Source organism: Flavobacterium sp. (assembly GCF_035456085.1).
In the GTDB taxonomy this organism is placed as follows: Bacteria; Bacteroidota; Bacteroidia; order Flavobacteriales; family Flavobacteriaceae; genus Flavobacterium.
On sequence record NZ_DATIDY010000225.1, the window covers coordinates 1 to 17,370 of the forward strand.

Consider the following 17,370-nt stretch of genomic DNA (forward strand, 5'->3'; position numbering starts at 1 on the left):
GCTGAAGTGCATATTCTGGAACTTTCTTTTGAAAGTGCACAATCTACAGTTGATGAAATAACAGCAAATGGAGATAAAGTGTTTGCTCATTCGTGCAATGTGGCTAATCAGCAGGAAGTAATCGCAACATTCGAGAAAATAGGGAATATTGATATCCTTGTAAATAATGCCGGAATTGCCCATGTGGGTAAAGTCGATACAACTTCCGAAACAGATTTTGACCGTATCATGAATGTAAATGTAAAAGGAGTCTACAATTGCCTTCATGCTTCGATACCACAATTCAGAAAATCAGGAGGAGGAGTAATCCTTAATCTGGCTTCGATTGCTTGTTGGGTTGGAATTCCAGACCGATTTGCCTATTCAACTGCCAAAGGAGCGGTAATGGCCATGACTTTATCTGTAGCTAAAGATTATATTAATGAAAATATTCGTTGCAATTCGATTTCCCCGGCAAGAGTTCATACTCCTTTTGTTGATGGATTTATAAATAAAAATTACCCAGGAAACGAAGCAGAAATTTTCGAAAAATTATCCAAATCCCAACCAATTGGGCGTATGGGAAAACCAGAAGAAGTTGCAACACTTGCTCTGTTTTTGTGTAGTGATGAATCGTCTTTTATCACAGGATCGGATTATCCCATTGATGGTGGTTTTATTAAACTGAATAATTGAAACCAAATGCTAAGAATCTAAGCTGCTAAGTTGCTGACATTTTTAGTTAAAAAAAACTTAGAAACTTAGACACTCATAAATTCATAAACTTAAAAAATAAAATAATGAAACTAATACGATTTGGAGAAGCAGGAAAAGAAAAACCAGGTCTTTTAATTAATGATAAACGGATTGATGTTTCGTCAATTGTTACCGATTATAATGAGTCTTTTTTCGAAAATGATGGAATTGAAAAACTGAAACAAGCTTTAAAAAACAACACTTCATTTCCAGAGGTAAGTGATGAGGTTCGTTTAGGTTCACCTGTGGCAAGGCCTTCAAAAATTATTTGCATTGGACTGAATTATGTGGATCATTGCGAAGAAACTGGAGCAGCTATTCCGGATGAACCGATAATCTTTTTTAAATCAACAACTTCTTTGTGTGGCCCTGATGACAATTTGATAATTCCAAAAGACAGTCAAAAAACAGATTGGGAAGTAGAATTGGCTTTTGTAATTGGCAAAAAAGCAAGTTATGTATCCGAAGCTGATGCTATGGATTATGTAGCCGGTTATTGTTTACTTAACGATTACAGCGAAAGAGCTTATCAGTTAGAGCGCGGCGGACAATGGTCAAAAGGAAAAGGAAGCGATACTTTTGCGCCTCTTGGACCAGTTTTGGCTACTCCAGATGAGGTTGCCGATGTCAATAACTTATCGATGTGGTTAACGGTGAATGGGAAGAAATACCAAAACAGTAATACTTCAAACCTGATTTTCAAAATCCCATTTTTGGTGCATTATCTGAGTCAGTTTATGACTCTTTTACCTGGCGATGTGATCAGCACAGGAACGCCTCCGGGAGTTGGCTTAGGAATCAAACCAGAACCCGTTTATATCAAAGCCGGCGATGTCATCGAATTAGGCATTGAAGGTTTGGGGACTAGCAAACAAGTCGCTGTTGCTTATTCTTAAATTGAGTCAATTGTAAGTTTGAGACCTAAGAGGTTTTTAAAACCTGTTAGGTCTATAAAAAATCGAATTAATGAAAATCGATAGCCATGTACATTTTTGGAAATATCATCCAGTGAAAGAAGCCTGGATTACTGACGATATGAAGGTAATTCAACGCGATTTTTTGCCTGAAGATGTTGCTCCAATTTTGAAAGCGAATGCTGTCGATGGTTGTATTGCGGTTCAAGCCGATCAGAGCGAAAATGAAACTCACTTTCTGCTGCAATTGGCTGAAGAATTTGATTTTATAAAAGGCGTGGTCGGCTGGATCGATTTCAAAGCACCAAATTTGGAAGAGCGTTTGGATTATTTTTGTCAATTTAAAAAACTAAAGGGCTTTAGACATATAGTCGAAGCAGAGTCAGATTCCAAATTTTTATTAAATACCGATTTTTGTAACGGTATCGGTAAATTATCAAAAAGCAATTATACTTATGATATTTTGGTGTCTCCCTCTCAATTGAAAACAGTGGCGACATTTGTAGAGAAATTTCCAAAACAAGCATTTGTTATTGATCATTTGGCAAAACCAAATATCAAAAATGCTGATTTTTTGGTTTGGGAAAATGAAATAAAAAAAATAGCAACTTGCCCTAATGTTTATTGCAAAGTATCTGGATTGGTCACTCAAGCCGATTGGAATCATTGGAAGAAAAGCGATTTTACCTATTGTTTAGATATAATTACAAGTGCTTTTGGAATTGAACGTTTGCTCTTTGGCAGTGATTGGCCCGTTTGTTTGTTGGCAGCATCATATAGCGACGCAACAGCTATCGTTAGCGAGTATTATGACCGTTTTTCTCCGAAACAGCAACAAGCTTTTTGGAGTGATAATGCAATTAGTTTCTATAATTTATTTTAGAATTTTTATTACGAGAAATAAATTATTGTCAAAAGATCTTTTTCCGGTATTCAAAAGCAAGACCGCCTGACTTCTGATGCATTACAATTGATTTCAGTTTTATGATTTATAAATAAAAAATATTTCTTATTTTTTTGTGGAATTAAAATAATAGCCGTACACTTGTAGTCAGATTAACCATAAGTGAATAATTTGTGATTTTAGGATGTTGCATTATTTTAAATGGTTGAAAATTAATTGTTAAGTATAAAAAGTCTGCATTTTGCTTAAGTGCAAAATGATATGATAAATGATTCGATCAAGAAATTGAAAGAATGATAAGATTTTTAAAGAGAGTTTTTGGTTAGTTTAAAAAACTCTGACCCGATAGCCTGATTAACTATCGGGTCTTTTTATTTAAAAAAAGAAAATCTTAGATTAAGCGAGAGAAATGATTTGGGGAGATCAAAACTCAAAGTTAAAGCCTTTTTGAGTTAACTTATCATAGATTTCAGAGTCAAATTTATATAATGTTGCCGCTCGGTGCGAAACATCTTGTTGTTTTTCGTCTAATGCAACCAATAATTTCATGTGAAGAATTTTTCTGCGAAAATTGGATTTGTCCAAATCAATACCTAAAATTTCTTCATACAAATGCATCAGTTGTAATAGCGTAAATTTTTCAGGTAATAAATTAAAACCTATAGGAGCCTGACGAACTTTGTTTTGTAAATGTTTTAAACTAAAATCCAAAATTTCGTTATGGTCAAAGATTAAATCTGGAACATCCTTAATTTTATGCCACTTGGCTTCTCTTACTGTTAAACTAGCTTTTATATTGTAGTCTTCCCGATTTATCAAAGTATAATAGCCAATAGTAACTACTCTTCTTTCAATTACACGTTTTGGATTGGTAAAAGCTTTAAGCTGTTCAAGATAAATATTGTCCATACTGGTAAGTTCGTACAAAATTCGTTGAGCCGCATCATCAGAGCTTTCTTCTTTGTGCATGTAACCTCCAAGGAGTCCCCACTTACCAATACTTTCTCCTTCGGCATGTTGTACCAGAAGAACTTCCAGGTTTCCATTATTGAATCCAAATATTACGCAATCGATTGTGATGCCATCAACTGTGTATTCTTTAAGTTCTATATTTTTTTGGGACTTCAATTTATCTTTTGGTTTATTTAGGTTGTAAAAATGAATTTTTTCTTTTAAAAAACAAAATTAAAATTCAAAATTAAAGCCTTTTTCAGTAAGCTTATCGTAAATTTCTGAATCAAACTTGTATAATTGGGCAGCGCGATGCGAGACGTCTTTTTGTTTTTCGTCTAAGGCTACTAACAATTTCATATGGAGAATCTTTCGGCGAAAATTAGATTTATCCATTTCGATTCCCAGTATTTCTTCATACAAATGCATCAATTGCAATAGCGTAAATTTTTCTGGTAAAAGATTAAATCCTATTGGTGCCTGACGTACCCTGTTGCGAAGGTTTTTTATGCTGTAATCCAGAATTTCATTGTGGTCATAAATTAACTTTGGAATTTCGTTGATTTTATACCATTTAGCATCCGAAGCAGTAAAACCGGCCTTAATGTTGTAGTCTTCTCTTTTTACCAACGCATAATATCCAATAGTGATAACTCTTCTGGTTGGGAAGCGGTCTGGTTCACCAAAAGCTTTCATTTGTTCCAGATAAATATTGTCCATTCCTGTAAGTTCGGCTAGCAAACGATGAGCTGCATTATCTGTGCTTTCTTTCTTTTTTATCCAACCTCCAGGTAATCCCCATTTTCCTTTACTAATACCTTCACCATGTTCTACCAAAAGAATCTCTAAAATACCATTATCAAAACCAAATATTACACAGTCAATCGAAATGGCATTCATCGAAGATTCTGCGGTATGTATTAAATTCTGATCGTTATTTTTTTCTTCCATGGGTAAAATTTGGTACTAAATTAATTTTTTTTTTAAAAGTTATGCTGTTTACATGATAAAACTTAAAAAAAATATAATTATATGTTAAAAGAATTACTATGTTTTTGAATGAATCCTTGATTAAAACTCGATTAAAATAAGTAATACGTTAAATCTGTGTGCTAAACGTAGTTATGTATCTTATGATGAATGCTTTTTTCAAGAATTATATTGATAAATATTGATTGTGTTTTTTGAAAATAATAAATATTTAATGTCAATTTTTTGTTAATATCAAAAAAACGCGTATACTTGTAGTCAAATTAACCATAACGATATGGTTTGATTGACCAAAAGTACGAAAAGCAATATAAAGTATTCATTTTAGTGTTAAAAAAATATGTTTTTTTTAGGAATCGATTTAGGAAGTTCTTCAATAAAATTATCAGTTTTTGATGCTGATAAATCTCAAACGATTGAGTCAATCACTGTTCCAGAATTTGAGATGGATATTGTAGCTCTTCAATTTGGATGGGCCGAGCAAGATCCAAATAAATGGTGGGAATATGTAAAAAATGGTATTCAGTCACTTGGAACCAAACACCAAATCGATTTAAAAAAAATTGTCGGAATTGGAATTGCCTATCAAATGCATGGTTTGGTATTGACCGATGAAAATTTAAATCCTGTTCGTTCGTCTATCATTTGGTGTGATAGTAGAGCGGCAAATATTGGGAATGCTGCGTATGACAAAATAGGACACGATTCTTGTCAACAACAAATTCTTGGGAGCCCTGGAAATTTTACGGCTTCCAAATTAAAATGGGTTCAGGCTAATGAACCGGAGATTTTTCAAAAAGCGGTTTACATGATGCTTCCAGGAGATTTCATAGCTGCAAGACTTTCTGGAAAGGCACAAATAAGCACTTCGGGCTTATCGGAAGCCGCTTTATGGAATTTCTCTAAAGGGACTTTTGCAACTGATGTGTTACAGGCAATGGAACTTCCAGTTGAAATGATTCCTGAAATTGTACCAAGTTTTGGTTATCAGGCAACAGTTCATCCTACCGTTGCCTTTGAGTTGGGATTAAATCCGGATGTTAAAATTACGTATCGAGCAGGAGATCAGCCAAATAATGCTTTGTCACTGAATGTTTTAAAACCGGGAGAGATTGCAACTACAGCCGGAACATCGGCAGTGATTTATGCAGTAACTGATCAGGATGTTTATGACAAAGAAAGTCGCATCAATACTTTTTTACACGTCAATAATACCGAAACTCAAAAGAATAATGGTGTGTTATTATGCATCAATGGTTCGGGAATTTTATACCAGTGGTTGCGTAAAATTATGTCTGTCGACAGAAGTAATTTAATCGCTTATGATGCTCTTAATGCCGAAGCTGCAAAAGTAGCAGCAGGAAGTAATGGCTTGCGTTTTTATCCTTTTGGAAATGGTGTTGAACGCATTTTTAATAATAAAACTGTCGATGCCGGAATTCAAAATCTAAACTTTAATATTCATCAGTCGGGGCATCTTATCCGTTCGGCTTGTGAAGGAATCGTGTTTGCAATGAATTATGGTTTTGATGTTATGAAATCGGTTGGAGTCTCTGGTGAGGTTGTCAGAGCTGGTAATGCCAATCTTTTTTTAAGTCCTGTTTTTAGAGAAATTTTTACCAATACAACACAAACTACATTAGAATTATACAATACCTCAGGATCTGAAGGTGCCGCGAGAGGAGCAGCATACGGCTTTGGTTATTATGCTTCTTTGGAACAAGCTTTTGAAGGATTAAAATGCATAGAAAGAGTAGAGCCAAGCCAGATCCTTACTTCTCAATATCAGGAAATATACCAAGAGTGGAAAAACAACATTAAACTAGAATTATAAAAATGAGTACACTAACCAAACAATCGTATTTTAAAAATATCGATACCATAAAATTTGAAGGAAGGGATAGTACCAATCCTTTGGCTTTCAAATGGTATGATGAAAATCGTATAGTTGCTGGTAAGACCTTAAAAGAACATTTACGTTTTTCTATGGCTTATTGGCATACACTATGCAATACAGGAGGAGATCCATTTGGGTCTGGAACTGAAACATTTGAATGGAATAAAAGTGAAGATGTTATTCAACGTGCCAAAGATAAAATGGATGCTGCGTTTGAGTTTATGTCTAAACTTGGTATTCCTTATTACTGTTTCCATGATGTAGATATGGTAGATGATGCCCCTACTTTGGAAGAATTTGAGCAAAGAGTTCAAGCTTTGGTTGCCTATGCTAAAATCAAACAGGAAGAAACTGGTATCAAATTGCTATGGGGAACTTCAAACTTGTTTAGCAATCCTCGCTATATGAATGGAGCTTCTACAAATCCAAATTTTGATGTAGTGGCTTATGCAGCAGCTCAAGCAAAAATTGCAATTGATGCAACAATCGCTTTAGGTGGTGAAAACTATGTGTTTTGGGGAGGTAGAGAGGGCTACATGAGTCTTTTGAACACCGACATGAAAAGAGAATTAGATCACATGGCGCGTTTCCTGACAATCTGTAGAGATTATGCTCGTAAACAAGGGTTCAAAGGAACTTTCCTAATCGAGCCAAAACCTATGGAACCTATGAAACATCAATATGATTTTGATGCGGCTACAACTCTTGGATTTCTTCATAAACATGGACTTCAGGATGATTTTAAATTGAATTTAGAAGTAAATCACGCAACACTTGCAGGACATTCTTTCGAGCATGAATTACAAGTAGCTGTTGATGCTGGTATGTTAGGAAGCATTGATGCCAATCGCGGAGATTACCAAAACGGTTGGGATACAGATCAATTCCCTGTTGATGTCTATGAAATTACTCAGGCTATGTTGGTTATCCTGCAAGGTGGAGGAATTCAGGGTGGCGGAATAAACTTTGATGCTAAAGTGAGAAGAAACTCAATCGATATCGAAGATAAATTTATTGCCCATATCTCAGGAATGGATGTTTTTGCCAGAGGACTTATCTGTGCTGATAAGATTTTGAAGAATACAAATTATAAAGAATTACGTACACAACGTTATAGTTCGTTTGACGCAGGAAATGGTGCTAAGTACGAAAAAGGACAACTAACCCTTGAAGATCTTAGTGCTATTGCGCGTGCTAACGGTGAGCCCAAACCTATTAGTGGTAAACAAGAATTATTTGAACAGATTATTTCGAATGCGTATTAATTAGATTACAAATTACTAACAAACAAATTTAACCAAATTATTAATTATTATGAAAAGAAAATATTGTACATCGACAATGCTTCCCTTTTGTATGTCACTACTTTTCAGTGTATTTATGCTGCAAACAGGTTTTGCACAACAGAAAACTATTTCTGTAACTGGAAAAGTAACCTCCGCAGGTGACAACATGGGTATACCTGGAGCCAATATTACAGAGGAAGGCGGTACAGCAAGCACTTCAACGGATTTTGATGGAACTTTTAAAATTAATGTGAGTCCAGATGCCCAATTGAAATTTACTGTTATAGGTTTTAGAACTCAAAAGATTACTGTTGCAAATCGTTCAGTTATTAATGTTACGTTACAAAGTGAAACTTCAGATCTTAAAGAAGTTGTCGTTATTGGATATGGTTCTGCGAAGAAAGCATTAATGACAAATGCTGTTACTCAAGTTAGTGGAGAAAACTTGGCCAGAACGAATACTACAAATGCAATTCAGGCATTACAAGGACAGGCACCTGGACTTCAAATTACTTCTACTTCAGGTCAACCGGGTGAGAATTTAAATGTAGTTATCAGAGGTTTGGGATCGACTTCAGGAAGTGGGCCACTTTATGTTGTGGATGGAGTGCAAACAGGTGATATTTTATATTTAAACAATTCAGATATTGAATCTATTTCTGTTTTAAAAGATGCTGCTTCTGCGGCTATTTATGGCTCTCAAGCTTCGAATGGGGTTATTTTGGTAACAACCAAAAAAGGTAAAAAAGGTTCCACAGGAAAAATTACTTTCGATCAATATTATGGTCTACAATCTGTAGCTAGAAAAGTGGATTTATTAAATGCTACTGAATATGCGACTATCTTAAATGAAGCTGCTGTAAATTCAGGTAAAAATCCTTATTTCACAAATGCACAAATTGCTGCAATGGGTAAAGGAACCGATTGGATGGATCAAATGTTAGTTGACAATGCCGCTACTCAAAATTACTCAGTTGGTGTTTCTGGAGGTTCGGATAGTTCTGTTTACTCTTCGTCTTTGTCTTATTTAGGACAAGAAGGAGTTGTAGGAGGTAAAGATTTGTCAAACTATGAACGTTATAATTTCAGATTCAATTCAGAACATAAATTGTACAAAGACGTAGTTACATTTGGTGAAAATTTAAGCTTTGCTTATGTAAATAAAAATGGTATTGGAGTAGGGAACCAATATAATAATTCATTAAGAAGTGCTTTCCAAGCCTCTCCTTTATTGCCAATGTATGATGATAAGGGAAATTATTTTGATACTACTCATTCTACTGAGCTTTGGTTGCAAGGCATGGCAAATCCTTATGCGTCAATGGTTTATAACAATCAAAATGAAAGCAATACTCAAAAATTATTAGGGAATGTTTATTTGCAAATTGAGCCAATAAAAAATTTAACATTTAAAACTACTTTAGGTCTTGATTATTATGCTGGTGAAGGACATTCTTATTCTCCTATCTATCAATTATCTACTTATGCTTTCAGAACTGTAGATGATGTTAATCAAAACATGAATAAAGGGAAAACTATCACTTGGGATAATTTAGTAACATATAAATTTAATGTTGCCGAAGATCACCATTTAGAAACTATGTTGGGTACATCTTCTATCAATTATGATGGGACTTCTATGTCAACTACAAATTCAGATTCATTTTTTAATGATTTAGATCACGCTTGGTTAGATACTACAACTAATCACGATGGAAGTAAAACATCATTTAGTGGGAAAAAAGAAGAAACCAAAAGGATGTCATATTTTGGAAGACTAAATTACAACTTTAAAGAAACCTATCTAATCAATGCTACTTTTAGAATGGATGGATCATCTGTTTTTTCTAATGAAAATCAATGGGGTTATTTCCCATCAGTATCTGCTGGTTGGGTTGCATCTAATGAAGACTTCTTGAAAGATTCAAAAGTGATTAACTTTCTAAAAATAAGAGCAAGCTGGGGGCAAGTTGGAAATCAAAATGCAAGAGCTTTCCAATATTTGTCAACAATAAAATCAAATAATACTAACTATATTTTTGGCGATACTGAAGGTGTTCTTACACCTGGCTCTTATCCAGACAGATTGTCAAATCTTGACTTAAAATGGGAGACTTCAGAGCAAATCGACCTTGGTTTTGACGCAAGATTTTTAGATAATGCATTGACTGTTACTTTTGATGCTTACCAAAAAAAGAATAAAGATTGGTTAATTTTAGCGCCAATTTTGGCAACTGCTGGTGCAGATGCACCATACATTAATGGTGGTGATGTAACTAATAAAGGTTTGGAATTGTCTTTACAATATCAAAATAAAATTGGAGATTTTAATTATAGCATAAGTGCAAACGGAGCTTATAATGAAAATAAAGTGGGTCAAATTCCTAATGCAGATGGTATCATTCATGGATTAACTGGTGAACTTTATGATAATTCTCCAGAGTTTTATAGAGCACAAAATGGATATCCTTTAGGTTATTTTTGGGGATATAAAACAGGAGGTGTTTTCCAAAATCAAGCACAAATTGACAACTACAAATCTGCAAACGGGGTAGTATTGCAACCAAGTGCAGCTCCTGGTGATATTATTTATGTAAATGCTAACGGAGATGATAAAATTGACGTTAATGATAAAACTGAAATTGGAAATCCAAATCCAGACTTTACATATGGTTTCTCTTTATCAGGTAGTTACAAAGCTTTTGATTTTTCGGCTATGGCAAATGGTGTAGCAGGAAATCAAATTGTACAATCTTATAGAAATCAATCAGGTGCTTATGGAAATTATACATCAGCTATATTAGACCGTTGGCATGGTGAGGGTTCTTCAAATACAACGCCAAGGGTAACAGAAGACAATAGAAATTTTACACAATTTTCAGATTTATATATTCATGATGGAGATTTCCTAAGAATTAGTACGGTAACTTTAGGATATGATTTTGCAAAAATGAATACTTCAAAAACATTTTTCGCTAGTCAATTTAGATTATACTTCTCAGTATTAAATCTTTATACCTTTACGAAATACAATGGTATGGATCCTGAAATTGGATTTGGTTCCTCAAACAATGATCAAAAATTTTCTTCAGGTGTTGACGTAGGTTTCTACCCAAGACCAAGAACATTCATGTTGGGATTAAATGTTAAACTTTAATAAATTAAAAGATGAAAAATAAATATTTATATATTTTCTGTTTGAGTTTATTGTCTCTAGGCTCTTGTAGTTTAGAAACAGAACCTTTGACGCAACAAACAGATACAAATTTTTACAAAACAACAGATGATGCTAATGCAGCATTGGTAGGTTGTTATGATGGATTACAAGTTGCAACTGGAGCATCTGGCATTGGAATTCCCGTGATGACAGAAATAATGTCTGATGATTGTTTTGGAGGAACTGGTGCTTCAGATGGTTACAATTATGCAGCAATCGATGAATTCGATATTAGCCGTTCTCCTGCAGATGTAGATTTGTTAAACTTGAATTGGATAGCCTATTATAAAGCTATCTACCGTTGTAATATTTTCTTAAGCAAAATGGATCAAATTGACTGGAAAGGCGATACTGCTAAAAGGAATGCTTATGAAGCGGAAACTAAATTTATTAGAGCTTATATTTATTTTGAAATGACTCGTTTGTGGGGTAGTGTACCATTGTTAACGACTGCATCATCTGAAAATGTTCCGCAAGCAACTCCAGACGAGATTTATAAAGTAATTGCTGAAGATTTAGTATTTGCTGCAAACAATCTGCCTAATGTAGCATATGCTCCTTCGGAAAATGGACATGTTACAAGATGGGCTGCAAAATCTTTATTAGGTCGTGTATTTTTATATTATACTGGATATTATGGAAAATCTGACTTGGTAGGTGTAGTGTCAAAATCACAAGCTTTAGGACACTTAGAAGATGTTATTGCTTCTAGCGGACATGGTCTGGTTGATGATTTTTCTACTTTATGGCCAGCTGCTTCGGTTGATAAATATGCAGGAGAAACAAATAAAGAAATAGTATTTTCTATAAAATATACTTACACTAGTGATTATAATGGAAATACTGATGGTAACGCTTGGATGGTAATGTTCGGAATGAGAGAGTTTTCATCTTATCCTTACGCTCATGGATGGGGAGTTACTGTAAACAAAAAATTATGGGATGCTTACAGTGATAACGACACAAGACGTGGTGCAACTGTAATCGGTATCAAAGAAGAAAATATTCCGTTTGATAAAATAAACAGCCAAAGAGAATATACTGGGTACTATAACAAAAAATATTCTCCAATGATTGATAAAAATGGAGTAGAACTTCCTATTGTAAAGGGAAGCAAGTTCTGGGATATAAGTCAATTCCAAGATTATGTTGCAATCCGTTACGCTGATGTTTTATTAATGGCAGCAGAATTAGGAAGCGGTAGTGCTCAAACTTATTTTGATCAAGTTAGACAAAGAGCTTATAAAGCTAGTTTTACCTCTTTACCAGTGAATCAGGCTAACATTATGAATGAAAGACATTTAGAGTTTGCACTTGAAGGAATCAGATATTGGGATTTATTACGTCAAGGTATTAGTAAAGCTTCTTCTACTATTGCTGAAACTACCACTTTGCCAAGTGGAGGAGTTCCTACAGTTAAAACAATTTCGGCCGGAAATATTCAAAAAACTAATGGACTGACACAAATTCCTAACACTCAAATTACATTGTCTAATGGAGTTTTGAAGCAAAATGCAGGTTGGTAACTTAACTAAAAATTAAACAAAATGAAAAAGACTAAAATATTAATTGCATCATTTTTGATGATAATGGTACTGTTCTTAGTATCATCTTGTTCGCCTGATACGTATTCATTAGACGGGCCAACAAATAAATCGGATATTGATTTCTCTGTTACTCAGGATTTAGTTGCAGATCCAGGAGGGAATACAGTGATAATGAAAAACCTTACTCCAGGAGTGGTATTGAACTGGGATTACGAAACTGGAAAATCCAACAAAGCCACAGAAGTAGTGAAATATGCTTTTAAAGGAGATTATACCATCAAGACTATGGCAGTTACTGGAGGAGGACTTGTAGAATTAGATCCTGTTACAGTTACAGTTACTAAAGACAACTTAAATTATGTAAATGACCCTCTTTGGAATATGCTTTCTGGCGGTGTAGGAAAATCTAAAACCTGGGTTTTAGATTTAGACGCAAATGGAGTTTCTAAATATTTTGTTGGACCTATGTACTTCGCTGGTACCGATAACGGATGGTCAGAAGGAGGAGATAAAGGATGTTATGGTACAGATTGTTGGGCTTGGAATGCAGAGTGGAAAGGCAACCAGTGGATTGCTGCGAAAGGTGATTATGGTACAATGACTTTTAGTTTAAATGGTGGTCCATTTTTAACAACAAATCATTTAATGATGCCAAGCTATGGTCAGGAATCGGGTACCTACTTTTTGGATACTAATGCAAAAACATTAAACACTACAAATGCAACTATTTTGCACACTAATGAATATGAAAACTGTGTAGATAATTGGAAATCAATGAAAATTATTTCTATTACCGAAAACACATTACAACTTGGTGTTTTAAGAAAAGGTAGTTGTGATGGTGCAGCAACATTAGTTTATAATTTTATATCTAAAGAGTATAGCGATAATTGGGTTCCAAAAGCTGCTGCAGATCCCAATCCTGCTATTGACTTAAATGGAGGATCAGTAGGTGATTTATTATCAACTACAACTGCAACAACTAAAACTTGGCATTTAAGCGCAGATAGTCCTTTTAACTGGACTAATTTGAGCGGAGAGTTTCTAAACAATTGGAATTCTGTTGATGATTATGTAGCTGCTGGTTGGACAGGATATGTGCCTGCAGATCAGGCTACTGTTGTTAAAAACAAAATAAGTTTCTCAAACGATGGTAAAATAACAACTGTAGATAGTAATGGTGTTACAGCATCAGGAACTTATACTAGTACTACTGATGGTACTAATGTGATAACTTTTAAAGATATTACTCCATCATTTCCAATAGGAAGTTCATGGGCAACAGTTTCTACTACTGCTGATAATCAATGGAAAATTGTAAAAACAGCGAAAACAGGAAACGTCGTTACTGACATTTGGTTTGGAAAAAGAGATCCGAATAAGAGCGAGTATATGGTTTTCCATTTTGTTTTAAATTAGATCTTTGCAATTAAAAAGTGTATGTAAAAAAACACTTTTTTGAAAATTATTTAATGTATCGGTAAGTGGTGTTATTCAAACACTTATCGATACATTTATACTGCTTTAAAAAAAAATTAGCATTTTAATAAAAAAATGAAATATTTAAACAATTTTATTCAAACGTTAGCAATACTAGGAATTACCGTCCTGGTTGTGTCATGCAATGGAAATAAAACGGACTTTAGTTCTAGAAAAGTAACATTCAATAACGATTGGAGTTTTCATTTGAATGATAGTTTAAATGACAAAGATACCATTGGGACTTCAACAAAATGGCGTACATTAAACGTTCCTCACGATTGGAGTATCGAAGGTAAATTTGATGAAAAAAGCCCTGCAGGTTATGGAGGCGGATCATTAACCGGAGGTTTAGGCTGGTACAAAAAAACATTTAAAGTAGCTGCCGCTGACAGCAGTAAAGTAACATCAATTGTTTTTGATGGAGTTTACAAAAACAGCGAAGTATGGATTAACGGGTATTATTTAGGTAAGCGTCCAAATGGATATATTGGTTTTCAATATGATATGTCGCCATATTTGAATTATGGAGACAAAAACAACGAAATAATTGTTAAGGTTGACAATTCAAAACAACCGAACTCCCGTTGGTATTCTGGTTCTGGAATTTTCAGAAATGTTTGGATAGAAACCACTGATAGATTACATGTTGGACAATGGGGAACTTATGTTACAACGCCAAAAGTTACTGCCGAAAAAGCATCGGTAAATCTTGAAACTACGATTCAAAATCAAAATGCAGTTTCAAAAAATGCAATAGTAACCACTACTATTTTTAAAGATGACACTAAAGTAACTTCGGTTACTCAAAATATAACAATTGCTGCGAATGCAAATCAAACCATTAAGCAGAATGCTCAAGTTGATTCGCCTGTTTTATGGTCTGTTGAAAAACCAGAATTATACACAGCAGTTACTGAAATCACTGTCGATGATAAAATTGTAGACCAATACAAAACCAATTTCGGAATCAGAGATTTTAAATTTGATTTTAACAAAGGTTTTATTTTAAATGGAAAACAAGTTAAAATAAAAGGAGTTTGTATGCATCATGATTTAGGTCCATTGGGTTCAGCAATCAATACACGAGCGATCGAGCGTCAATTGGAGATTTTGAAGGAAATGGGTGTAAACGGAATCAGAACTTCTCACAATCCACCAGCTCCTGAGCTTTTGGATCTTTGCGATAAAATGGGTTTCATTGTCATGGATGAAGCCTTTGATATGTGGAAACAAACCAAAACCAAATACGATTATGGTAATGATTGGGACAAATGGCACAAAAAAGATTTAATAGACCAATTGCTTCGTGATAGAAATCATCCCAGTATTTTTGTTTGGAGTATTGGTAATGAAATACCTGAACAATGGAGTGATGCTGGTGTAACAATTGCTAAAGAATTGGCAGCTATTACACGTCAATACGATAAAACTAGACCTCTTACTGCTGCGATGAATCCACCAGTAAATATGAATATTGATGCGGTAACGCTACAATTTGATAAGGCCAAAACGTATTTTAATGCAATTGCAAAATCTGGTGTTTTAGACCTGATTGGTTACAATTATGCGCATCAAACGTATGAATATCATCAAAAGAATTTCCCAAACACACCTTTCATTGCAACCGAAACTACTTCTGCTTTGGAAACTCGTGGACATTATGATGCTAAGTCGGACGAAATTAAAAAATGGCCAGTAAGATGGGATCTTAAGTTTACCGAAGGAAATCCAGGTAATACAGTTTCAGCTTACGATCAAGTGCAAGCGCCTTGGGGTTCTACACACGAAGCAACTTGGAAAGTAATCAAAAAACATGATTTTCTTTCTGGAATGTACATCTGGACTGGTTTCGATTACATCGGTGAACCAACTCCTTATGAGTGGCCGTCTGTTAGTTCCTATTTCGGAATTGTAGATTTGGCGGGCTTCCCAAAAGATGTATATTATATGTACCAAAGTGAATGGACTGACAAAACTGTTCTTCATATTTTCCCGCATTGGAATTGGAAAGTAGGACAAACAGTTGATGTTTGGGCATACTATAATAATGCAGATGAGGTAGAACTTTTCTTAAACGGAAAATCGGTTGGTGTTAGAAGCAAAAAACAGGATGATTTACATGTGATGTGGAGAATCCCTTATCAGCATGGAACTTTAAAAGCTATTTCCCGCAAAAACGGAAAAACAGTCCTCGAATCTGAAATCAAAACAGCAGGAAACCCAGCAGCTCTTAAGTTAACAGCAGATAGAAGTACAATCAAAGCAGATGGAAATGATTTGTCATTTGTAACTGTAGATATTTTAGATGCAAATGGAACTTTGGTGCCTACAGCCAATAATGAAATCAATTTTTCGATAAGTGGAAACGGAAAAATAGTCGGAGTTTGTAGCGGAGATCCAGTAAGTCACGAGCCGTACAAAGGTTCAAAACATACTGCCCTTAACGGAAAATGCTTGGTTATTGTTCAATCTGATAACAAAGGTGGAAGAATAGAATTAACAGCTCAGGCAAACGGGTTAAAATCAAATACAATTGTAATTACAGCAGAATAAAAACATTAACTAAACTAAAATAAACACAATGAAAAAAATACAGATAGCTTCCTTATCGCTTTTTATGGGTTTTGGTTTGTTGCTTTCGCCAAAAGCATCGGCGCAGATTCAAAACGCTGATGTGTTAAACGCACCAATTGATATCAGCAAGGATTTTCAGAATTATTTGAATACCTTTTATTTCGCTGATGAGTTAGCAAGTTTCGATCCTGCAACAGGGAAAGGAACGATTAAATATTTGCGTTACAATTACCAAACACGCCAGGCTTTCAACAATATGATGATGAAACCAGGTGTAGTTCCCGCTAATGAATTTCCAACTACAGAATATGAAGTTTCTCCTGTGTTGCCTTTTGAAATTCAGTTTGTGTCTGACAGATCAATCCGAATCAAAACCACTTCAGGGCCGCAATTTCACCCAGAAAAAGAATCTTTGATGTTGATAAATGGTGTAGCACCAAACCACCCAGAATTATGGAAATCTTCTAAAATTGAAGGTGGATATCAATACACAAGCAAACACGGTCGAGTTGAAATTTTGTCAAAGCCATGGCACATCAAAATCTATGATGAAAAAGGTAAATTATTGACAAGTACGCTTCACGATTCCGATTTTAAAAACACTTATACACCAACACTTCCGTTCTCGTATGTTCGTAGAAACAGCGATTATTCAAGAAGCATGGGAGCAGCTTTTAGCTTGGAACCAGACGAAAAAATATTTGGTTGTGGAGAGTCATTCACACAATTCAACAAACGTGGTCAAAAAGTAGTTTTATGGACAGATGATGCCAATGGTATTCAAAACGAAACAATGTACAAACCGGTTCCATTTTATATGAGTAGCCGTGGTTACGGAGTTTTCATGCACCATTCAACACCAATCACAGTTGA

General features: G+C 34.7%; 11 protein-coding genes and 1 pseudogene. 10 read left to right on the forward strand and 2 right to left on the reverse strand.

Features of this window, described 5'->3' with window-relative positions:
• The 3 genes from VLC96_RS16865 to VLC96_RS16875 form a co-directional block, all read left to right on the forward strand.
• Positions 1-675 (forward strand): SDR family NAD(P)-dependent oxidoreductase (locus VLC96_RS16865; RefSeq protein ID WP_325264796.1); only part of this gene is annotated, 675 nt, incomplete at its 5' end.
• Positions 676-779: 104 nt separating this feature from the next.
• Positions 780-1,631 carry a fumarylacetoacetate hydrolase family protein gene (locus VLC96_RS16870; RefSeq protein ID WP_325264797.1) on the forward strand — a complete coding sequence of 284 codons (852 nt, stop codon included), beginning with the start codon at positions 780-782 and terminating at the stop codon, positions 1,629-1,631.
• Between the two features lie 70 nt (positions 1,632-1,701).
• Positions 1,702-2,532, forward strand: a complete 831-nt coding sequence (locus tag VLC96_RS16875; protein WP_325264798.1) for an amidohydrolase family protein — start codon at positions 1,702-1,704, stop codon at positions 2,530-2,532.
• A 444-nt stretch (positions 2,533-2,976) separates the two neighbouring features.
• Here the strand turns inward: VLC96_RS16875 and VLC96_RS16880 are convergent, their stop codons facing one another.
• Positions 2,977-3,681: an NUDIX hydrolase gene (locus VLC96_RS16880; RefSeq protein WP_325264799.1), complete on the reverse strand. Its 705-nt coding sequence runs from the start codon at positions 3,679-3,681 to the stop codon at positions 2,977-2,979.
• A gap of 57 nt (positions 3,682-3,738) precedes the next feature.
• Positions 3,739-4,455, reverse strand: a complete 717-nt coding sequence (locus tag VLC96_RS16885) for an NUDIX hydrolase (protein ID WP_325264801.1) — start codon at positions 4,453-4,455, stop codon at positions 3,739-3,741.
• 379 nt (positions 4,456-4,834) lie between these two features.
• On the opposite strand from VLC96_RS16885, the gene VLC96_RS16890 reads away from it, so the two are divergent.
• The 7 genes and pseudogenes from VLC96_RS16890 to VLC96_RS16920 all read left to right on the forward strand — a co-directional run.
• Positions 4,835-6,328, forward strand: coding sequence for a xylulokinase (locus tag VLC96_RS16890; protein ID WP_325264803.1), 1,494 nt, complete (start codon positions 4,835-4,837; stop codon positions 6,326-6,328).
• 2 nt (positions 6,329-6,330) lie between these two features.
• Positions 6,331-7,656 carry a xylose isomerase gene (gene xylA, locus VLC96_RS16895; RefSeq protein ID WP_325264805.1) on the forward strand — a complete coding sequence of 442 codons (1,326 nt, stop codon included), beginning with the start codon at positions 6,331-6,333 and terminating at the stop codon, positions 7,654-7,656.
• A 49-nt stretch (positions 7,657-7,705) separates the two neighbouring features.
• On the forward strand, positions 7,706-10,834 hold the full coding sequence (locus tag VLC96_RS16900) for a SusC/RagA family TonB-linked outer membrane protein (RefSeq protein ID WP_325264807.1): 3,129 nt from the start codon (positions 7,706-7,708) through the stop codon (positions 10,832-10,834).
• A gap of 11 nt (positions 10,835-10,845) precedes the next feature.
• The gene (locus tag VLC96_RS16905) at positions 10,846-12,420 is read left to right on the forward strand and encodes a RagB/SusD family nutrient uptake outer membrane protein (protein ID WP_325264809.1); all 1,575 of its coding nucleotides are present in this window, start codon (positions 10,846-10,848) and stop codon (positions 12,418-12,420) included.
• A 21-nt stretch (positions 12,421-12,441) separates the two neighbouring features.
• Entirely contained in the window at positions 12,442-13,860 is a 1,419-nt protein-coding gene (locus VLC96_RS16910; protein ID WP_325264811.1) for a hypothetical protein, read from the forward strand.
• Positions 13,861-13,995: 135 nt separating this feature from the next.
• Positions 13,996-16,476, forward strand: coding sequence for a beta-galactosidase GalB (galB, locus tag VLC96_RS16915; RefSeq protein WP_325264812.1), 2,481 nt, complete (start codon positions 13,996-13,998; stop codon positions 16,474-16,476).
• Between the two features lie 28 nt (positions 16,477-16,504).
• Positions 16,505-17,370: pseudogene (locus VLC96_RS16920) on the forward strand (alpha-xylosidase); the annotation flags it as partial.